Consider the following 18,880-nt stretch of genomic DNA (forward strand, 5'->3'; position numbering starts at 1 on the left):
TGGCTGCCTCCACCACGGTGCCCTGCACTTCCCTGCCGACGTTGGAGGAGGCCTACCAGTCCTGCCGCCAGGAAACAGCTCAGTGGGCCAAGACCTTCTATCTCGGCACTCTGCTGATGCCGCCGGCGAAGCGGCGGGCGATCTGGGCGATCTACGTCTGGTGCCGTCGCACCGACGAGCTGATGGACAGTCCCCAGGCCCAGGCTTTGCCGGTGGAGCGCCTGGCCGAGCGGCTAGATCTCTGGGAAGAGCGCACCCGCTCCCTGTTTGGCGGAGAGGTGCACGACGCCCTCGATCTGGTGATGGTTGACACCCTGCAGCGCTATCCCCAACCCCTGCAGCCCTACCTCGACATGATCGAGGGGCAGAGGATGGATCTGCAGCGTCACCGCTACGCACGCTTCGAGGACCTGGAGCTTTACTGCTATCGGGTGGCAGGCACGGTGGGTCTGATGACGCAGGAGGTGATGGGCCTGGATCCCGCCTACACCTCAGCCCCCTGGAGCGAGCGTCCGGACACCTCCAGCGCGGCCGTGGCTCTGGGCATCGCCAACCAGCTCACGAACATCCTGCGGGATGTGGGCGAAGACCGTGCCCGCGGGCGGATCTACTTACCCCAGGAGGACCTCGAGCGCTTCGGTTACTCCGAGGCCGATCTGCTTGCCGGCACCCTCAACGACAACTGGCGCGCCCTTATGGACTTTCAGTTGCGGCGGGCCCGCCAGTGGTTTGCCCGCTCGGAAGCGGGAGTGCGCTGGCTCTCAGCCGATGCCCGCTGGCCGGTGTGGGCTTCCCTGCGGCTGTACCGGGGCATCCTTGCCGTGATCGAGCAGCTCGACTACGACGTGTTCAGCCATCGGGCCTACGTGCCCCGCCCGCTCAAGCTTCTTGATCTTCCCTGTTCTTTTGTGATCGCTCAGTCGCGCTGAGCCACTCGATCAGGATCGGGTTCACCAGTTGTGGGGCCTCGTCGTGGGGACAGTGACCCAACCCCGGCAGCAGCCGCAGCTCACGGATGCAGCTGAACTGCTCCGCCCATTGACTGGCTTCAGTGGGATTTTCCCAGGGATCCTGCTCGCCCCAGATCATGCGCACCGGCAGGGAGCCCAGCCGGGCAAGGATCTCCGGGGCAAGGTGGTCGTCGAACAGGTTGACGAAGCCGCGGAAGCTCTCCGGGGCCCCGGGATCTGTACTTGGGCGAAAAAGCAGCTCCACCAGCGCGTCATCGACGTTGGCACCGCTGGGATAGGCCATGGCCAGGACCCGCCGGATGAAGCCGGGCCGCGCCAGGGTGCGGAACAGTGGGGCGATCAGCCAGCGCTGGCGCACCAGTTGCTTGATCAGGGGGCGGCTGGCGCGCTGGGGCCAGGGCAGCAGGGCCACCCGTTTCTCGTCGAGAGTGCGCTGGGCGCAATCGATCAGAATCACTTGGCGCAGGGGCAGGCCGCGGGCGATCAGCAGCTCACTGGCCCTCAGGGCGACTACACCGCCGATGGAGTTACCCACCAACTGCAGGCTTGGCACCGGGCCCGACTGGTGGATGCAGGTGCTGGCCAGGATCCAGGCAGCGAAGTCGGCCACCTGCTCCGCCCAGAGATCGAAGCCGTAGCTGACGGACCCTGCCCTGGCTACTTCCCCACGCAACCGGGAGCTTGGCTTGTCGCTGGAACCGAATCCCAGCAGGTCGATGGCGTATGTGGGAAAGTGCTTCCCCAGCTCGGGAAGGTTGTGGCGCCAGTGGCCACTGGATGCCCCGAAGCCGTGGATCAGCACCACAACGGCTTGAGCGGAATCCCGAGATGGAGTGTCTTCTGAGCCCGATCCCGGGGTCTGGCTGGTGAAGCCGATCGAGTGACCCCGCCAGCACCAGTGCTGAAGCGGGCGAGGATCATCAACAGCTGGTTCAGTCACGCACCAGGCCTGAGGGGAGCAAAAGGGTTTCCCGGCTCAGACGGCAACCTCAGACGGCGGCAGTCTGGTTGGCCAGGAGGGACTTGAGTTTGGACAGCTCGCCGGCCCAGCGTGGATCGGGGGCGCCTTCGGTGATGTCATCGCTGTGTACCACCTTGTTGACGGCCTTACGGGCCACGGTGGAGGTGGCGCCACCGCTACGGCGGTCTGTGCTGGGGGTGGCAGTGCGGGAATCGCGTCGCTCGGAGCGCTCGATGCGCAGGCTGTTGCCACCGAAATCGCGGCCGTTGAGCTGCTCAATCACCACATCGGCCAGCTTCTCGTCGTCGACGTTGGCGAAGCCGAAACCGCGGCAAGCGCCGGTCTCGCGGTCCTGAACGGTCTTGAAGCGAACGCCTTCGCCTACGGCGGTGAACAGGTCGGTCAGTTCCTTGTCATCGAAGCTCTGCGGCAGGTTGCCGACGTAAAGACGAACGCTCATGAAACGAGGGGAGGAAGGGGAATTTTGGTCCGATGGCGGAGTGTTGATCGATGAACAGGTTGGTCTGGAGAGCCAGTGGCTCGGAAATCCCTTGACGAAACCTCTGACGATCAGCCGATGCTCACGGGCGGTGTCAGGCTGTGGATTAATGCCTTTTCACTATCAAGTAAATCATGCCGCGGTTCCCTCAAGCCAGAGCCTGGCCTGGCGCAGGGCCTCCTGTTGGCCCTGGATGCGGCCGTAGGCGGCCTCGTGCGTGAGATGGGCGAGCAGCTCCCCCAGCTGCCGGGACGGGCTCAGTCCCAGCTGGTCCTGCAGGCTGCGGCCATCAATCGGTGGACGGGGATGAAACAACGGATCCTGGGTATTACGCCAGCGCGCTAACCAGTCCGCCGCCAGGTTGGCTGGAAAAAACTGCAGCAGGGCCGGAAGATCCTCCTCAAGCTGCTGATGCAGGCTCAGTCGCTCCGCCTCGCCCAGGCGCTGCAGCCCGGAGGCGGCGCCCTCGGCATTGTCGAGCAGCCGTAGCAACCAGTGCCGCAACCGTTCGCAGCGCTGCTGCAACTGACGGCTGCTGCGCAAGCGCTCCAGGGACGCGGCATCAAACACCCTCGCCAGTCGGGCCAGGGGCAGGGCCCGGGCTGCTTCCGCGGGGGTCAGCTCCAGCTCCAGCTCTGGTTGCCAGACCGGATACGGACCGCTCGAGCGCCAGGGATCGAGCAGGCCGTAGCTGAGAGCCTCCCCCAGACCCTTCCCGCCGCTGGGGGCCTGCACCAGCTTCTCCAGTTCCTGCAGCACCCGCTCCGGCGCCACCTCGCTGATCCGGCCGTGGTGCCGCTCGATCCAGCCGCGGGTGCGGGGCTCCAGGCGAAAGCCCAGCTCCGCGGCCAGGCGCACTCCTCGCAGCATTCGCAGGGGATCGTCAATCAGGTTCGCTTCCCGCACCGCCACCAGTTCTCCTTCCACCAGGTCACCCAGACCACCTGTGGGATCAATCAGCTCGGAACCTGGCGCCAGCGGCAGGGCCATGGCATTCAGCCTGAAGTCCCTTCTCCAGAGATCACTCTCCAGGTCGTCCCCCACCTGTCGGGCCAGGTCAAGGCTCCAGCCGCGCAGCACCAGCCGGGCGATGGAGCGCTCGGCATCAAGAACCACGACGCGGCCGCCATGGCGGCGACTCAGGCTGTTGCAGAGACCGAGGGCGTCCCCGGGCACCACCAGGTCCAGATCGGGCTGAGGTCCAAGACGCCCCAGCAGTCCATCGCGCACGGCGCCCCCCACCAGGGCTGTGCCAGTGGGGAAGGAGTCCGGGGGCCATGGCCAGTCCTCGACGGCAATGGCCTGGCGCAGCACGGTGGTGGCCGCAGCCCTGCGGCCCTCAGGGGAGCAGGCCCACTTCAGAATGGGGGAAGTGGAGGGCTCCGGCGGCATGTGCATCTGCGTCGACTGCCACTGGGTGGAGCGTTGTCAGGCCTATCACGCGGTGGAACGGCAGCACGGTGTGGAGCACCTCAGTGCAGATCCGGACCTGTGTCCCACAGCCCCCCGCATCCACGTGCAAGTAATCAGCCTGGAGGGCGCTCAGGTGGGGGTTGAGTGGGATGTGCGGGCCTGCGGCAGCTTCCAGTTGGACCCGGGCCGCTGGAGTCGCCTGCGCCCGGGTGAAGTGGTGCCGGCATGAGCACTGTCGCCCCCTCCTGGCTGCTGGCGCTGCACAGCACCAGCGACGAGCTTGGGCTGGGTCTCGCCCCCCTGTTGTCGTCCTCTGCTCCTGGGACCCTGGACCCGCCGAGCCCCCGCATCACCAGCCATCCTCTGGGCCGGCGGCTCTCCAACGATCTGCTGGCCTGTGTCGAGCAGCTGCTGCCGGCCCACCAGTGGCGTGAGCTGGGGCGTCTGGCCGTGGCCACGGGTCCTGGGGGGTTTACCGGCACCCGCCTGAGCGTGGTTTTCGCCCGCACCCTGGCCCAGCAGCTGGCGCTGCCGCTGGATGGATTCAGCAGCTTCCTGCTGATTGCCCAGCGTCTGCGTCAGCGCGCCGAAGTGGGCGATCAGCCCTTCTGGCTGTTGCAGGAGCTTCCCCGTCGCGGCATCGTGGCTGGTTGCTATGCCGCGGACGAGTGGGCACTGGGGGGAATGGCCGAGCGGGAGGCTCCACGCCTGTTCGGACAGCTGGCCGATCTGCCGCCAGGCGTTCGGCTGGAGGCTCGGGTCGATCCGGCGGCCGACGTGGCCCAGTTGCTGCGGCTGAGTGGGCTGGCGGCGGCGGCGGAATCGGCGGCTCCCTGGGCCAGCGTGCTGCCCCTGTATCCCACCAGTCCGGTGGGGCAGCCCTGATGCGACGGCTGCTGGTGCTGGCACTGCTGGCCGGCTCTCTGGTGCTGTTCGGCCGCGGATGGCTGCTGCCCAGTCTCGGCCAGCCTCAGTTGATCCTGGTGCTGGGTGGCGATATCGAGCGGGAGAAACTGGCCGGTCGGCTGGCCCACCGTGAGGGGCTGCCCCTGCTGGTGAGTGGTGGAAGCAATCCTGAATACGCCCAGTGGTTGTTCAGCCAGGAGGGGCTTGATCGCCGCCAGTTTCGCCTGGATTACAGAGCCCGCGACACCCTCGGCAACTTCACCACGGTGGTGGATGACCTCAAGCGACTGGGCATCCACCATGTGTTGCTGGTCACCAGCAGCGATCACATGGACCGGGCCCTCCTGGTGGGACGGATTGTGGCCGGCAGTCGCGGCATCCACCTCACCCCGGTGGCCGTGCCCTGCGGGGACCGCTGCCTGCCGGAGGGGCGCCGCAAGGTCTGGGGAGATGGCCTCCGGGCCGCTGCCTGGGTGGTCACCGGTCGGGATCTGCGCTCGTGGGCGGCAGGGCGGATCGGGCCCGCGCTGGGGCCAGCAGGCCCTGGTCAAGGAGAGCGTTGATCTGATCCTGGCAGGCGGCTGTGGTGGCCAGCAGGTCGACACGGCGACGGGAGGCCGGTGGCGGGATGATCTGGCCGATGCGGATGTGGATCGGCACAAGCCTTGGGGTGCTCTGACCGGTCCCCAGGGCCCGGTGACTGTTGATGATCGCCACCGGCAGCAGCGGCGCCCCCGCCCGGGCCGCCAGCAGGGCGGCCCCGGGCTGCGGCTGGTTCACGCGCCCATCCGCCTGACGGGTGCCGTCGATGAAGACTCCGGTGGCCCAGCCCTCGAGCAGACGGTCGGTGGCGATGCGGATTGCCTCCCGGTCGCTGGCACCACGGGAGACGGGATAGGCGCCACAGGCCCGGATGATGGCCCCCAGCAAGGGCACCCGGAACAGCTCCGCCTTCGCCATGAACGCCACCGGACGCCCCAGGGCATGCCCCAGCAGGGGCGGGTCGAGGTGCGAGCCGTGGTTCGCGACCACCACCAGGGCCCCATCCAAGGGCACCTGGTCGTTGCCGCTGGTACGGCCCCTGAACAGCAGCCGGAACACCGGAAACACCAGCAGGTAGCTGATCAGGCGGTATGTGAGGCTCGGCCTGGGCGTCAGCAGGGCCGGGGGGGCAACCCGGCGGCGCAGGCCGCGGCGGCGGGGCACGATCGGCCCGCTGGCCGGGAGACCCTTCTCTGTTTCGCTCACAGTCCCAGGTCGGCGGCGCTGCTGATCTGGGCGGTGGTCACTCCCGTCAGGCTGCGTTTGATCAGACCACTGAGCACGTTGCCAGGGCCGATCTCCACCACGGTGTCGATGCCCTGGGCCGCCAGCTGATCCATGATTTCGCGCCAACGCACACCGCTCACCATCTGCCGCCGCAGCCGTTGCTTGAGCTCGCTCCCGTCGCGGCAGGGGGTTGGATCGGTGTTGCTCAGCACCGGGATGCTGGCGTCGGCGAAGGGCACCTCCTCCAGCAGGGCGGCGAAGGCGGCGGCCGCATCGGCCATGAACGGCGAGTGGAACGCCCCGGAGACCGCCAGGGGAATGGCTCGCTTGCAGGGGAGCTGAGCGGCCACAGCGGCCACGGCCTCCGGCAGCCCGGAGATCACCACCTGGGCCGCACTGTTGTCGTTGGCGATCACCACGCCCTCGCTGGCTGCCACCAGTGCCTCCAGTGCGCTGCGCTCGAAGCCCATCACCGCGGTCATCGCCCCACCGCCCGCCGCAGCCATCAGCTCGCTGCGGCGGCGCATCAGCTCCAGGCCGGTGCCGAAGTCGAAGACCTCGGCGGCGTAGAGGGCCACCAGTTCGCCCAGGCTGTGGCCGGCCACCAGATCGGCCTGGCGGCCTTGGGCCTTGAGGCCATCCACCAGCAGGCTTTCCAGCACGAACAGGGCGGGTTGGGTGTTTCTGGTGTCGCCCAGATCGGACGGCTCCCCCTGGCCCTCGCTCGCCTCGCCCGCGCAGATCGCCAGCAGGTCGCGGCCCAGCAGGTCGGAGGCGGCGGTGAAGCGCTTGCGGGCACCAGGGAGCTCCAGCACACCGCTGGCCATGCCGGCTTTCTGTGAGCCCTGACCGGGAAACACCCAGGCAATACCCATCACGACACGCGCTCGAACCGGCTGGAGATTACGGCGGTGCCGTTCAACCGGGGTCAGGGGACGCCTGGCCGACATCGGCACCACCCCAGCGCAGCAGGGCCGCGCCCCAGCTAAGTCCGGCCCCGAAGCCACTGCTGGCGATCAGATCGCCTGGGCGAACCCGGCCATCCCTGACGGCCTCATCCAGCATCAGCGGGATGGTGGCGGCGGAGGTGTTGCCGTAGCGGGCCAGGTTGCTGAGTACCCGCTCATGGGGGATGGCAAAGCGGTCGGCCACCGCATCGAGGATGCGCTGGTTGGCTTGGTGCAGCAGCAACCAGTCGAGCTGCTCAGCGGCCGTGCCGGTGCTCTTCAGCAGTTCCTGCAGCACCGCCGGCACCTCCCGCACCGCGAACTTGTAGACCTCCTGACCATTCATGTGGATGGTCTCGAAGCCGCCTTTCTGGGTCGAATGGCCCTCCAGCAGAGGAACGTGATCATCCTGCTGGCGCAAGGAGAGGCAGTCAGCCCGGCGGCCATCGGAGTGCATCTTGAAGCCCAGCAGGCCGTTGCTCGACTCCTCGCAGGCTTCTACCGCCACGGCGGCGGCACCGTCACCGAAGAGCACGCAGGTGCTGCGATCGTCCCAGTCGATCCAGCGGCTGAGCTGATCGGCGCCGATCACCAGGGCCCGCCCCACCGTTCCCCCGCGGATGTACTGGCCGGCGGTTATCAGGGCAAACAGAAAGCCGCTGCAGGCGGCGGTGAGATCGAAGGCCGCCGCCCCACGGGCCCCAAGGGCGCCCTGCACCCGTGGGGCGGTTCCGAACAGATCATCAGGGCTGGAGGTGGCCAGCAGGATCAGGTCCAGATCCTCGGCGTCCCAGCCGGCCTGCTCCAGGGCAGCCTGGGCGGCGGCGGTGGCCAGGCTGGTGAGGGTTTCACCTGGACCGGCGACTCGGCGAGAGGAGATGCCAGTGCGGCTGCGGATCCAGGCGTCGTTGGTGTCGACCCGGCGGCTGAGCTGCTCATTGCTGATGCTGACCAGCGGCAGGGCGCTGCCGCTACCCACCAGGGCCATCCCTGCGCCCATCCGGCCGAGCGACACCGTCTCAGTCCTCAGTTGCGCTCAGTCAACCACAGGCGGTGACGGTGTCTTCCTGGGCGCTGAGCCTGTGCAGGTCGTCCATGACCCCGTGGCTGGCGGCCAGGTGGGCGAGGCGAAGGGCACTGACCACCGAGAGGGCCTTGCTGCTGCCATGGCCGATCACGCAGACACCGTTCACGCCCAGCAGCAAGGCCCCCCCGTGCTCGGCATGGTCGAGGCGTTTCTTGATCCGGATCAGATTGCTGCGCAGGAAGGCCGAGCCCACCTTGCCGCGGCGACCGCGGGGCAATTCCGCACGCAGCACGTCGAGAAGAACGCTGCCCACCGACTCGAGAAACTTCAGGAGCACGTTGCCGGTGTAGCCATCGCAGACCACCACATCGAAGTTGCCTGAGAGCACATCGCGGCCTTCACAATTGCCCTTGAAGGAAATCCGGGGTTCGGCGGCCAGCAGGGGGAAGGCCTTGAGCGTGAGTTCGTTGCCCTTGCACTCCTCTTCGCCGATATTGAGCAGACCGACGATCGGCCGGGGCACCCCGAGCACGTCACGGCTGTAGATGCTCCCCAGCAGGGCGAACTGGTGCAGGTAGCCCGGTTTGCAGTCCATGTTGGCGCCTACATCGAGCACCAGCACCTGCTGGGAAGGGTCCTTGGTGGGGAAGAGGGCGCCGATGGCCGGCCGATCGATGCCTTTGAGACGCCCGAGCCGGAAGATGGCCGAGGCCATCACGGCCCCGGAGTTGCCGGCCGAGTAGACCGCGGTCGCTTCCCCCCGCTTCACCAGGTCCATGGCCAGGTTGATGCTGGCGTCGCGCTTGCGCCGAACCACCGTGGCCTCGTCGTCCATGCCAACGGACGGGCCGCTGGGCACCAGCTCGATCAGCCCTCGCTGGATGGCCTCCCGCAGCAGCTCACCCAGGCCCAGCTTGGGCACCACCGCCTCCACCGCCGCTGCTTCTGCCACGAAGCGGATGCGCACGGGCAGGATCTGCACAGCCCTGAGGCAACCCTCCAGGATCGGTCCCGGAGCGTGGTCGCCCCCCATGCCGTCGACGGCGACCCAGAGGCGCTCGCCACGGCTGATGGCGGCCAGTTCTTCCCCGCCGCTCTGCTGGAGCCGGCGCAGGGGATCGATCACCAGCGGGTTGAGGACCGAGCCGGCCGTCGAGGCCATGCTGCCCGCCACGGACCCTGCGGCGGAGGCCATCGTGCCTGCCACCGAACCCGCTGCCGACGCTGCCGTGCTGGCTGAGGAGGTGGCTGTGCCCACGATCGTGGTGACCGCCGCATTGCGGCGGTACCAGATCACCAGGCGACGAATGGCCCGGCTGGGCTTGGCACGCCTGCCGGAGCGAGGATCGAGATCAGATTCCTTCGGAGGCAACGGCTTCCACGATTCGCTGAAACAGGTATCCCGTGCCACGAGCCGTGAGGATCAGCTCGGGATTGGCTGGATCATCCTCCAACTTGGAGCGCAACCGGGAGATGTGGACATCCACCACCCGGGTGTCCACATGGCGCTCGGGTGTATAGCCCCACACTTCCTTGAGGATTTCGCCACGGCTGAAGGGTTCGCCCGAGCGGCTCACCAGCAACTCCAGCAAACTGAATTCCATGCCTGTGAGGCGGATGCGCTCCTCGCCCCGGTACACCTGCCGCTTGTTGGTGTCGATGCGCAGCTCCCCAACCTGGATGACTCCGGAATTGGGGATCCCCACCACCTGGTCCTTCTCCACCCGGCGCAGCACGCAGCGGATGCGGGCCTCAAGTTCCTTGGGGCTGAAGGGCTTGACGACGTAGTCATCGGCCCCCAGCTCCAGGCCGGTGATGCGGTCAGCCACATCGCCCAGGGCGGTGAGCATCACGATCGGCACGTCCGATTCCTTGCGCAGCTCCTGGCAGACCCCATAGCCGTCAAGCCTGGGCATCATCACGTCGAGCACGACCAGATCCGGACTCGACTGACGGAAGGCCTCAAGTGCCTCGATACCGTCGGAGGCCGTGACCACGTGGTAGCCGATCATCGAAAGGCGTGTGTCCAGGATCCTGCGGATACTGGCTTCGTCGTCGACGACCAGGATGGTCTCCTTCGCTGAGCTGGAAACCGTCATCGCGTCGCCGGCACGGTTACAAAATCTCCGACCACTGAACTGGTGCGAGCACCCGCAAGTTCACCCAAAGCCACCATTCTTCACAAACCTCTTTGGGACGTTCCACCCCTTTCTACGTCTGCCAGAGCTGCGGCGCTCAGTCCCGTCAGTTCTTCGGCCGCTGCCCGGGTTGCGGCAGCTGGAACAGCCTCGTGGAGCAGAGCAACCCCGCCGCTGATGGCCGCCGTCGGCGCACAACACCAGCTCCCACTGCAGATGGCGCCGCTCCCCGGGCGCGGCGCTCTGAGCCGATCCAGACCGTGGGTGAACGCCCGCTGCTGCGGCTCGCCACGGGCTTCCCTGAACTGGATCGGGTCCTAGGGGGTGGCCTGGTACCAGGGTCGCTTGTGCTGGTGGGCGGGGATCCAGGCATCGGCAAGTCGACGCTGCTGCTCCAGAGCGCACGGTCCCTGGCGGATGTCTGCTCGGTGCTTTACGTGAGTGCTGAGGAATCGGCCCAGCAAGTGAAGCTGCGCTGGCGGCGGCTGGGGACTGAGCAGGCAGCCGAGGGAGAGGGGGTGAGCGACCAGGCCGGACTGCAGCTCCTGGCCGAAACCGATCTGGAGCTAGTGCTGCAGGAGCTGGAGGCGCTGCGCCCGGCGGTGGCGATCATCGACAGCATCCAGGCGCTCCATGACGCCGAGCTGAGCAGTGCCCCGGGCTCGGTTTCCCAGGTCAGAGACTGCGCCGCGGCCCTGCAGCGGCTGGCCAAGCGCCAGGACACGGCCCTGCTTCTGGTGGGCCATGTCACCAAGGAGGGAATGCTGGCAGGGCCGAAGGTGCTTGAGCATCTGGTGGATGCCGTGCTCACCTTCGAGGGCGACCGCTTCGCTAGCCATCGCCTGCTGAGGGCAGTCAAGAACCGCTTCGGTGCCACCCACGAGCTGGGGGTGTTCGAGATGCGCGACCGTGGTCTCGTCGAGGTGACCAACCCCAGCGAGCTGTTCCTGGGGGGAGAAGGCCCCTGCGCCGGCACCGCCACGATCGTGGCCTGCGAAGGCACCCGGCCGCTGCTGGTGGACCTCCAGGCTCTGGTGAGCACCACCAGCTACGCCAGCCCGCGCCGAACCGCCACAGGGATCGGCATCAACCGCCTGCACCAGATCCTGGCGGTGCTGGAGAAGCACCTGGGCCTGCCCCTTTCCCGCTTCGATTGCTATCTGGCCGTGGCCGGGGGGCTCGATGTGGAGGAGCCCGCTGCCGACCTTGGGGTGGCTGCCGCGGTGGTGGCCAGCTACCGCGATCTCACCTTGCCCGCCGGCACGGTGCTGGTGGGAGAGCTTGGCCTGGGGGGACAGATCCGCTCGGTGGGCCAGCTGGAGTTACGGCTGCAGGAAGCGGCCCGCCTGGGGTTCACCAGGGCCGTGGTGCCCCGAGGCAGCGGCCTGGCTCCAGCCGCGGCCGCGCTGGGGCTGGAGCTGCTCGAGGCGGGAGGAGTGGCCGAAGCCCTGGTGACGGCTTTGGGAGTGGATCCCGCCGCCGACTGAGGCCTCAGAAGTAGACATCCACGGCACCGCGGCCGCTGGTCTTGAGCCAGTTCTGGGCCTCGATGTAGTTGTTTGGGGCCATCCGGATCGCCTTGGTCCAGTACTCGGCCGCCTGGGCGAAGCGACGGTCGGCCTCGTCGGTGTCGCCACGCTCCTCAGCTAGGGAACCGAGGTGGTGGTGGATCACCGCCATGTTGTTGAGGGCCTGGGGCATCTTGCTGTTGAGCTCCAGCACCTGCTCGTAGGTCTCGATCGCCCGCTGGTGGTCGCCGTTGCTCGTGTACACCAACGCCATGTTGTAGAGGATGAAGGCGCGATCGAGGGGGTCGTCCTCGAGCTTCAACGCCTCGTCGTAATTCTCAAGCGCCTCGGCATATTCCCCATCCCCCTGGGCGCTCATGCCGTCGCGGTAGTAGGCGAAGGCCTCCTTGGCCCGGCGGTTGGTGGGCAGCACCTTGAGGATCAGGTCGGCCATCACCGTGAAGCTCTTGTCGATGAAGTTGTCGTTGCGTTGGCTGCGGGGCACGGCGCGACTGGCGTGATCGGTGCTCCCATCCTGACGGGTGCCTGCCAGGCCAGGGAGCCTCCGCCACACTCCCTACCCTTGGGGCCTGAGCCTCGGCCTGTGACCCTGACCTCCCCCCTGCCTGCGCCCAGCGCCCCCGTCGAGCCCTTGCTCCTGGATGTGGACGGAATGAAGTGCGGCGGCTGCGTGCGGGCGGTGGAACGGCGCCTGCTGGAGCAGCCCGGGGTCAGCCAGGCCAGCGTCAATCTGGTGACCCGCACCGCCTGGATCGGTCTGGATCCTGTCCAGAGCACCCCGGCGGACGATCAGGCGACGGCTTTGATCGCCAGCCTGCAGGCCCTGGGATTCGAGGCCCAGCGGCGCGATCAGATGGGCCCTGATCCCAGCCGCGCCGAGCGCGACAAGCAGCGCCGCTGGCGTCAGGAGTGGCGCCAGCTGATCGTGGCCCTCAGCTTGATGCTGGTGTCGGTGCTCGGTCACCTGGCCCAGGGTAGCCACCTGCCGCTGGCCCTGATGGCCCTGCCCGGTGTGCCAAGGCTCGGTGATCTGGGCTTCCACGCTCTTGTGGCCAGCGTGGCTCTGCTCGGACCCGGGCGGGGAATCCTGGTGCGGGGCGCGCGCAACGCCTGGCAGCTGACCCCGAGCATGGACACCCTGGTGGGGTTGGGCATGGGCAGTGCCTACCTGGCCAGCCTGGTGGCTTACCTGCGACCGGGGTCCGGCTGGCCCTGCTTTTTCAATGAGCCCGTGATGTTGCTGGGCTTCGTGCTGCTGGGCCGCTTTCTGGAGGAGCGCGCCCGTAACCGCACGGGCCAGGCCCTCGAGCAGCTGGTGCGCCTTCAGCCCGACACCGCCCTGCTGCTCCTTGGCGATGGACCGCCGCGTGAGGTGCGCGTCGGCGGTCTTCGCCCCGGCGACCGGGTGCGCCTGCTACCCGGAGATCGCGTCCCTGTCGACGGTGAGGTGGTGGAGGGGCACTCCGCAGTGGATGTCTCCAGCCTCACGGGCGAACCAATGCCCCTGGAGGCAGGGCCTGGTACCGAACTGATGGCCGGCATGCTCAACCTGCAGGCCCCTCTGGCGCTGGAGGTGCGGCGCACGGGTCCTGAGTCGACCCTGGCGCGGATCATTGCCCTGGTGGAGCAGGCCCAGGCACGCAAGGCGCCGATCCAGAGCCTGGCCGACCGGGTGGCCGGCCGCTTCAGCGTGGCCGTGCTGCTGCTGGCCATGGCCACGTTCGTGTTCTGGTGGCAATGGGGAACCAAGCTCTGGCCCCACGTGCTGATGGGGGCCGGCCACGGGGCCCACGGCGGTCATGGAGTGCTGGGGGCCGCGGCCACTACTCCCTTCTCTTTGGCTCTGCAGCTGGCGATTGCGGTGCTGGTGGTGGCCTGCCCCTGTGCCCTGGGTCTGGCCACTCCCACGGCGATCACGGTGGGATCGGGCCAGGCGGCCCGCTCTGGACTGCTCTTCCGCGGCGGCGACGCGATCGAGATGGCTGCCCGCCTCGAGAGCGTGCTCTTCGACAAGACCGGAACCCTCACCCTCGGCCGCCCGCTGGTGGTGGCCGTCCTGCCGGCCGGCGGCGGCGATCCCGCCGGGGCGGCGGCTGACGCCCTGATCCAGCTCGCCGCCAGCCTCGAGCAGCACACCCGCCACCCCCTGGCCCATGCCCTGCTTCAGGAGGCCCAGTGCCGCGGGCTGAGCCTTGCGGACGTGAGCGACAGCCTCACCGAGGTGGGATCCGGTGTGCAGGGTCGGCTGGGAGGGCATGACGGCCTGGCCCGGGTCGGTCGCCCAGGCTGGCTGACTGCCCATGGTCTGACCATTCCCGCTGAGCTGGAGCGGCAGCTGACCCAGCTGGAGTCGGAGGGGGCCACGGTGCTGGTGGTGGCCTCTCCCGAGGCCGTGCTTGGTCTGGTGGCGGTGCAGGACCAGCCCCGTACCGATGCGGCTCAGGCCCTGGCTGAGCTTGGCGACATGGGCCTGCGGCTTGGGGTGCTTAGTGGAGATCGCCGCGAGCCGGTGTTGCAGCTGGGTGAACGGCTGGGGTTGCCCAGCGCAGGCCTGGCCTGGGAGCTCGATCCCCAGCAGAAGCTCGAGCACATCCTCAACTGGCGCCAGCAAGGGACTGTGGCGATGGTGGGAGACGGCATCAACGACGCCCCGGCCCTTGCGGCCGCTGACCTGGGCATCGCGGTGGGCACCGGCACCCAGATCGCCCAGGACACAGCTGATCTGGTGATCCTCGGTGACCGGCTGGAGTCGCTGGTAGAGGCCCTGCGCCTGGCGCGCCGCACCCTGGCCAAGGTGAGGCAGAACCTGTTCTGGGCCTTCGGCTACAACCTGATCGTGCTGCCGATCGCCGCGGGGGCCCTGCTGCCCGGCTTCGGCTTGCTGCTCTCGCCTCCGCTGGCTGCCCTGCTGATGGCTGTCAGCTCGATCACCGTGGTCGTCAACGCGCTGCTGCTCCATGGCCCTGCCTGAGCGCCCGCGAGGCCGTTTTCTGGTGCTGGAGGGCATCGATGGCTCGGGCAAATCGAGCCAGCTGGAGCGCCTTTCGAGCTGGCTTCCCGTCAGCGGCCTGATGCCTGCCGGTTCCAGCCTGGTCACCACCCGGGAGCCAGGAGGAACCCCTCTCGGTCAGGGGCTGAGGCAGCTGTTGCTCCATCCCCCGGCGGAGGCGGCCCCAGTGCCCAGCGCCGAGCTCCTGCTCTACGCCGCTGATCGCGCCCAGCACGTGCAGAGCCTGATCGAGCCGGCCTTGGCGGCCGGTCACTGGGTGCTCAGCGATCGTTTCGCCGGCTCCACGGCCGCCTATCAGGGCCATGGCCGGGGGCTGTCCCTGAACCTGATCGACCAGCTCGAGTCCATCGCTACCGTCGGCCTGGTGCCCGATCTCACCCTCTGGCTCGATCTGCCCTTGACGCTGTCTGCCCAGCGCCGGGGCCATCGCGGCGCTGATCGGATCGAAGCGGCTGGCCTCCCGTTTCTGGAGCGGGTGTCGGCCGGGTTTGCGCAGCTGGCAGCCGAGCGGGGCTGGCAGCGGCTGGATGCCTCCGGCTCGCCCACTGAGGTGGAGTCGGCCCTTCGTGCTGTGCTGCTGGAGCATTTTCCCCCGGTCCTGGCCAGGCCAGCTGATGCCGATGGCTGATCTGTTTGCTGATCTGATCGGTCAGCCCACGGCGGTGGCGCTGATGCGCTCCTCACTGGAGCAGCAGCGCCTGGCGGCGGCCTACCTGCTCAGCGGTCCCGAGGGGGTGGGCCGCAGGCTGGGGGGGCTGCGCTTCCTGGAGGGAGTGCTGGCCGGACCCGCCGGCGCCCCTGCCGTCCGCCGGCGCCTGAGCCAGAGCAACCATCCTGATCTGCTCTGGTTGGAGCCCACTTACTCCCACCAGGGTCGGCTCGTGCCGGTGAGCCAGGCGATGGCGGAGGGGGTGAGCAAACGGGGACTGCCGCAGATCCGGCTGGAGCAGATCCGCTCCGTCGGGCCTTTCCTGGCGAGGCGGGCAGTTGCTGGCCCACGCCCGGTGGTGGTGATCGAGGCCGTGGAGCTGATGGCGGAGGGGGCGGCCAATGGGCTGCTCAAGACCCTGGAGGAGCCAGGGGCGGGACTGCTGCTGCTGCTGAGCACCGCGCCGGAGCGCCTGCTCAGCACGATCCGATCCCGCTGCCAGCAGATTCCCTTCCGCCCCCTCGACCCAGTTGCGATGGCCGAGGTTCTCGCGCAGCAAACCGATGCCGCCGACGCTTCTGGCGCCACAGATGCCGCTGAAGTTTGTGAAGCCGTTGATCCTCCCGAGCTGATCGAGCTGGCGGCTGGAGCCCCGGGGGCCCTGCTCGAGCATCGTCGTCAGTGGCGGGGGTTGCCCAGTGGCCTGGCTGAACGGTTGGGGGGCCTGCCAGCCGACCCGCTCGAGGCGATGGCGCTGGCCCGCGACCTGAGTGAAGCGCTTGATCTGGATCAGCAGTTGTGGCTGCTCAACTGGTGGCAGCTCTGCCTCTGGCGCCGGGAACCCCGGCTGCCCCAGCAGCACCGGCTGGAGCGGTTGCGGGGGCAACTACGAGGCTTCGTGCAGCCTCGCCTGGCCTGGGAAGTGGCCCTGCTTGAGCTGAGTGGTGTGATCGTCTGAGCGGCCAGGTCTGAGCTGCCACGTCCTTCCCAGCCCAGCTGGGCTCAGGCGCTCTCTAGAGCATGGGAGGCCTCGGCCAGCTGCTCCTCCCGTTGGCTGCGGATCAGGGTCTCCTGCTGGGCGAGTTTGGTTCCGGTCGGCAGTTCCAGGCAGTAGCCGGCTCCATAGACCGTCTTGATGAAGCGCGGTTTGCGTGGATCGGGCTCGAGCTTGGTGCGCAGGTGGCGCACATGGACCCGAATGGTTTCGATGTCGTCGTCAGGTTCGTAACCCCAGACTTCCTTGAGGATCAGCGACGGCGCCACGGTCTGGCCATGGCGTTGCAGCAGGCAGTGGAGCAACTCGAATTCCAGGTGGGTCAGGCGCACGGGGTCGTCGAACCAGATCGCCTCAAACCGTTCTGGAACCAGGGTGAGGGGTCCGTAGCTGAGGATTTCGCTGTGCTTGGTTGAGAGCGGAGCTCGGTCGCTGCGGCGCAGCAGGGCTTTGACGCGCACCATCAGCTCCTCGAGATCGAAGGGTTTGGTGAGGTAGTCGTCGGCACCGGAGTTGAACCCGCTCACCTTGTCCTTGGTGCCGCCTAGGGCTGTGATCATCAGGATCGGGATGGCGGCAGTGCGCTCATCCCGGCGTAGCCGCTGGCAGAGGGTGAGACCGTCGACCTTCGGCAGCATCAGATCGAGCAGGATCAGATCAGGGTTGGCCTGCAGCGCCAGAGCCTGACCCTTGATCCCATCGTCGGCGGTCTCAACCACGAAGCCGCCATGCTCAAGATGGCCGGCCACCAGCTCGCGCATGTCCTCGTCGTCCTCAATCAGCAAGATGCGGGCTTTCATGGCAAGTGCTGAGGGACACGAGTCGGCAGGACGAAGAAGGCCGGCACCAACGACGTGAAACCCATTTTCTCCTGATCCGAGGCTTCCCTGAGTTCCGCCGGACCGTGCCAGCGGCTGATTCCGGGGCAGAAAGCCTGCTCTGACAAGGTTTCTGACTGGGACGGGCCCAGAACGACTTGAATTGAATCTACAGATTTTCTTCCAGTCAAATTGTTGCCAGCCCGTTCTGGCTGTGACAGCGGGCAGGCGTCGGTGGTCAGTCGTCGGTGGTCAGGCGTCGGTGGGCAGGTCGGGATCGGGCGTTGTGCTCGGACCGTTCAGGTTGGAGATTTCATGCCACAAGCCACCACCAATTCAGGCTGGCTATGTGGGTTAAAAACTCCCCGGGCAGGATTCGAACCTGCGACCAATCGGTTAACAGCCGACCGCTCTACCACTGAGCTACCGAGGAACGGGCTTAGGTGAACCTACCCGTCGGCCCTGCCGCCCGGCAAGGGGGGAAGTCGGCCCTCGATGCGCCGCCGCAGGGCTGGGCCCTTCTGCCAGGGCCCGATCCGGCCCCGCTCCATCTCGGCGGCGCCGTCACAATGGTCGAGCTCTTCCAGCCGATGGGTGATCCAAAGTGCCGTCAGCGGCCGCTCACGCCGGTGGCAGAGCTGCTCGATCAGTTGCAACACCTCTCGCTGGCTTTCGGGGTCGAGCAGGGCGGTGGGTTCATCTAGCAGCAGCAGGCCCGCGTCTCCTGCCAGGGCGCCGGCGATCGCCAGCCGCTGTTTCTGACCGCCGCTGAGGGTGTGAATCGGCCGACCTTCGAACCCCCCCAGCCCCACCTGGGCGAGGGCCGCGGCCACCCGTGCCTGCCGCACCGCGGCCGGCAGTCCCTGCTCAAGGCCGAGCTGCAGATCGGTGCCGCAACTGGGGAGCAGCAGCTGGTGATCGGGGTTCTGGAACACCAGGGCGGGCTTGAGCGTCAGCGCCACTCGGCCGCCACTGGGCTCAAGCAGGCCGGCAATCAGGCGCAACAGGGTGCTCTTGCCGCTGCCGTTGCCGCCCACCAGCATCCAGAGGCCGGGTCCTGGCAGGCGCAGGTCGCAGTGATCAAGGGCGGCACTGCCGTTGGGCCAGCCAAAACAAAGCCCCCCGACCTCCAGGGCGGGAGATCGGGGCGATGCGGCTTCGCTGGAGGATTTGCCCCAGGCCATCAACCGTCGACGCTGAAGCCCGGCCGCTTGCTGCCGCCGCCGACCGCCGACTTCTCGTACAGCTGAACTGCCAGCAGCTCGCCGCTGAGCAGGCTGACGCGCTTCTCCTCGGATTTCTCGCAGTGGAGTTCGAGCACGCGGGGATGGCCGCTTTCCATGGCCGCCCGGATCTCGCTGTGGAGCGCCTGGGCGTCGCTCAGTTCCTTGCGCTGCACCGAGATGGGCATGGGGCTGAGCTTGAGAGCGAGCTCGACGACGTACACGTTCTGTGCTTGAAGACCAGTGGCCACTCTGGCGAATGGCCTGTCGCGCCGCCGCCGGCCTTGGCCAGGGTCCACTGGGTGTATGTACTCATTTACGGGTGTGCTCAATCGGACGGGGTCCCGGAGCGTGCCGGTTTTCCGTAAAGTGATTCTGTAAAGGTTCATGAAGTACCCGCATGACGATCGCTCTAGGGCGCGCACCTGCCACACGGGGATGGTTCGACGTCCTCGATGACTGGCTCAAGCGTGACCGCTTTGTTTTCGTGGGGTGGTCCGGTCTGCTGCTCTTTCCCACCGCCTAT

The 18,880-nt window shown here is 67.7% G+C and carries 20 protein-coding genes, 1 tRNA gene and 1 pseudogene; 9 read left to right on the forward strand and 13 right to left on the reverse strand.

What is annotated here, in order from left to right; all coding sequences use genetic code 11:
- The first annotated feature begins 17 nt into the window (after positions 1–17).
- A complete protein-coding gene (locus KBY93_RS08110) occupies positions 18–929 on the forward strand; it encodes a phytoene synthase (protein ID WP_399222827.1) in 912 nt (303 codons plus the stop codon).
- Here KBY93_RS08110 and KBY93_RS08115 read toward each other — a convergent pair.
- The 3 genes from KBY93_RS08115 to KBY93_RS08125 all read right to left on the reverse strand — a co-directional run bounded on the left by KBY93_RS08115 (position 880) and on the right by KBY93_RS08125 (position 3,745).
- Complete coding sequence (locus KBY93_RS08115) at positions 880–1,911, reverse strand: alpha/beta fold hydrolase (RefSeq protein ID WP_255093786.1); 1,032 nt, start codon at positions 1,909–1,911, stop codon at positions 880–882. The genes KBY93_RS08110 and KBY93_RS08115 overlap by 50 nt on opposite strands.
- A 49-nt stretch (positions 1,912–1,960) precedes the next feature.
- Positions 1,961–2,392, reverse strand: coding sequence for an RNA-binding protein (locus tag KBY93_RS08120; protein ID WP_094555875.1), 432 nt, complete (start codon positions 2,390–2,392; stop codon positions 1,961–1,963).
- Between the two features lie 171 nt (positions 2,393–2,563).
- Positions 2,564–3,745: a CCA tRNA nucleotidyltransferase gene (locus KBY93_RS08125; protein ID WP_315856397.1), complete on the reverse strand. Its 1,182-nt coding sequence runs from the start codon at positions 3,743–3,745 to the stop codon at positions 2,564–2,566.
- Positions 3,746–3,821: 76 nt separating this feature from the next.
- On the opposite strand from KBY93_RS08125, the gene KBY93_RS08130 reads away from it, so the two are divergent.
- The 3 genes from KBY93_RS08130 to KBY93_RS08140 are packed head-to-tail and all read left to right on the forward strand — an operon-like array spanning position 3,822 to position 5,313.
- Positions 3,822–4,073: a Ycf34 family protein gene (locus KBY93_RS08130; protein WP_255093788.1), complete on the forward strand. Its 252-nt coding sequence runs from the start codon at positions 3,822–3,824 to the stop codon at positions 4,071–4,073.
- Positions 4,070–4,729: a tRNA (adenosine(37)-N6)-threonylcarbamoyltransferase complex dimerization subunit type 1 TsaB gene (tsaB, locus tag KBY93_RS08135; protein WP_255093789.1), complete on the forward strand. Its 660-nt coding sequence runs from the start codon at positions 4,070–4,072 to the stop codon at positions 4,727–4,729. Before KBY93_RS08130 ends, tsaB begins: the two co-directional genes overlap by 4 nt.
- The gene (locus tag KBY93_RS08140; RefSeq protein ID WP_255093790.1) at positions 4,729–5,313 is read left to right on the forward strand and encodes a YdcF family protein; all 585 of its coding nucleotides are present in this window, start codon (positions 4,729–4,731) and stop codon (positions 5,311–5,313) included. Before tsaB ends, KBY93_RS08140 begins: the two co-directional genes overlap by 1 nt.
- Here KBY93_RS08140 and KBY93_RS08145 read toward each other — a convergent pair.
- The 5 genes from KBY93_RS08145 to rpaB are packed head-to-tail and all read right to left on the reverse strand — an operon-like array spanning position 5,228 to position 10,092.
- On the reverse strand, positions 5,228–5,956 hold the full coding sequence (locus KBY93_RS08145; protein WP_399222829.1) for a lysophospholipid acyltransferase family protein: 729 nt from the start codon (positions 5,954–5,956) through the stop codon (positions 5,228–5,230). The two genes, KBY93_RS08140 and KBY93_RS08145, sit on opposite strands and share 86 nt — an antisense overlap.
- A gap of 38 nt (positions 5,957–5,994) precedes the next feature.
- Positions 5,995–6,894 (reverse strand): ACP S-malonyltransferase, encoded by a 900-nt coding sequence (gene fabD, locus KBY93_RS08150; protein ID WP_255093791.1) that lies wholly within the window; start codon positions 6,892–6,894, stop codon positions 5,995–5,997.
- Positions 6,895–6,937: 43 nt separating this feature from the next.
- Positions 6,938–7,954 carry a beta-ketoacyl-ACP synthase III gene (locus KBY93_RS08155; RefSeq protein WP_255093811.1) on the reverse strand — a complete coding sequence of 339 codons (1,017 nt, stop codon included), beginning with the start codon at positions 7,952–7,954 and terminating at the stop codon, positions 6,938–6,940.
- Positions 7,955–8,006: 52 nt separating this feature from the next.
- A complete protein-coding gene (plsX, locus tag KBY93_RS08160; RefSeq protein ID WP_255093792.1) occupies positions 8,007–9,365 on the reverse strand; it encodes a phosphate acyltransferase PlsX in 1,359 nt (452 codons plus the stop codon).
- Positions 9,346–10,092, reverse strand: coding sequence for a response regulator transcription factor RpaB (gene rpaB / locus KBY93_RS08165; RefSeq protein WP_094555869.1), 747 nt, complete (start codon positions 10,090–10,092; stop codon positions 9,346–9,348). Before rpaB ends, plsX begins: the two co-directional genes overlap by 20 nt.
- Before the next feature lie 92 nt (positions 10,093–10,184).
- Here rpaB and radA point away from each other — a divergent pair, with 92 nt between their 5' ends.
- Positions 10,185–11,618, forward strand: a complete 1,434-nt coding sequence (gene radA / locus KBY93_RS08170) for a DNA repair protein RadA (RefSeq protein ID WP_255093793.1) — start codon at positions 10,185–10,187, stop codon at positions 11,616–11,618.
- A gap of 4 nt (positions 11,619–11,622) precedes the next feature.
- Here the strand turns inward: radA and KBY93_RS08175 are convergent, their stop codons facing one another.
- Positions 11,623–12,144 (reverse strand): photosystem I assembly protein Ycf3, encoded by a 522-nt coding sequence (locus tag KBY93_RS08175; RefSeq protein WP_255093794.1) that lies wholly within the window; start codon positions 12,142–12,144, stop codon positions 11,623–11,625.
- Positions 12,145–12,243: 99 nt separating this feature from the next.
- Between KBY93_RS08175 and KBY93_RS08180 the strand changes: the two genes are divergently transcribed.
- The 3 genes from KBY93_RS08180 to KBY93_RS08190 are packed head-to-tail and all read left to right on the forward strand — an operon-like array spanning position 12,244 to position 16,277.
- Positions 12,244–14,631: a cation-translocating P-type ATPase gene (locus KBY93_RS08180; RefSeq protein ID WP_255093795.1), complete on the forward strand. Its 2,388-nt coding sequence runs from the start codon at positions 12,244–12,246 to the stop codon at positions 14,629–14,631.
- Entirely contained in the window at positions 14,618–15,298 is a 681-nt protein-coding gene (tmk, locus tag KBY93_RS08185) for a dTMP kinase (protein ID WP_255093796.1), read from the forward strand. Before KBY93_RS08180 ends, tmk begins: the two co-directional genes overlap by 14 nt.
- Complete coding sequence (locus KBY93_RS08190; protein ID WP_255093797.1) at positions 15,291–16,277, forward strand: DNA polymerase III subunit delta'; 987 nt, start codon at positions 15,291–15,293, stop codon at positions 16,275–16,277. The genes tmk and KBY93_RS08190 overlap by 8 nt, the downstream gene beginning before the upstream one ends.
- 44 nt (positions 16,278–16,321) lie before the next feature.
- Here the strand turns inward: KBY93_RS08190 and KBY93_RS08195 are convergent, their stop codons facing one another.
- The 4 genes from KBY93_RS08195 to KBY93_RS08210 all read right to left on the reverse strand — a co-directional run bounded on the left by KBY93_RS08195 (position 16,322) and on the right by KBY93_RS08210 (position 18,578).
- Positions 16,322–17,113, reverse strand: a complete 792-nt coding sequence (locus KBY93_RS08195; protein ID WP_255093798.1) for a response regulator transcription factor — start codon at positions 17,111–17,113, stop codon at positions 16,322–16,324.
- A 379-nt stretch (positions 17,114–17,492) separates the two neighbouring features.
- Positions 17,493–17,564, reverse strand: a tRNA-Asn gene (locus tag KBY93_RS08200).
- A 16-nt stretch (positions 17,565–17,580) separates the two neighbouring features.
- A complete protein-coding gene (locus KBY93_RS08205) occupies positions 17,581–18,315 on the reverse strand; it encodes an ABC transporter ATP-binding protein (protein ID WP_255093799.1) in 735 nt (244 codons plus the stop codon).
- Positions 18,315–18,578 (reverse strand): hypothetical protein, encoded by a 264-nt coding sequence (locus KBY93_RS08210; protein ID WP_255093812.1) that lies wholly within the window; start codon positions 18,576–18,578, stop codon positions 18,315–18,317. The genes KBY93_RS08205 and KBY93_RS08210 overlap by 1 nt, the downstream gene beginning before the upstream one ends.
- Positions 18,579–18,754: 176 nt before the next feature.
- Between KBY93_RS08210 and KBY93_RS08215 the strand changes: the two are divergent.
- A pseudogene (locus KBY93_RS08215) lies at positions 18,755–18,880 on the forward strand (photosystem II D2 protein (photosystem q(a) protein)); the annotation flags it as partial.

The organism is Synechococcus sp. J7-Johnson (assembly GCF_024345795.1).
In the GTDB taxonomy this organism is placed as follows: domain Bacteria; phylum Cyanobacteriota; class Cyanobacteriia; order PCC-6307; family Cyanobiaceae; genus Regnicoccus_A.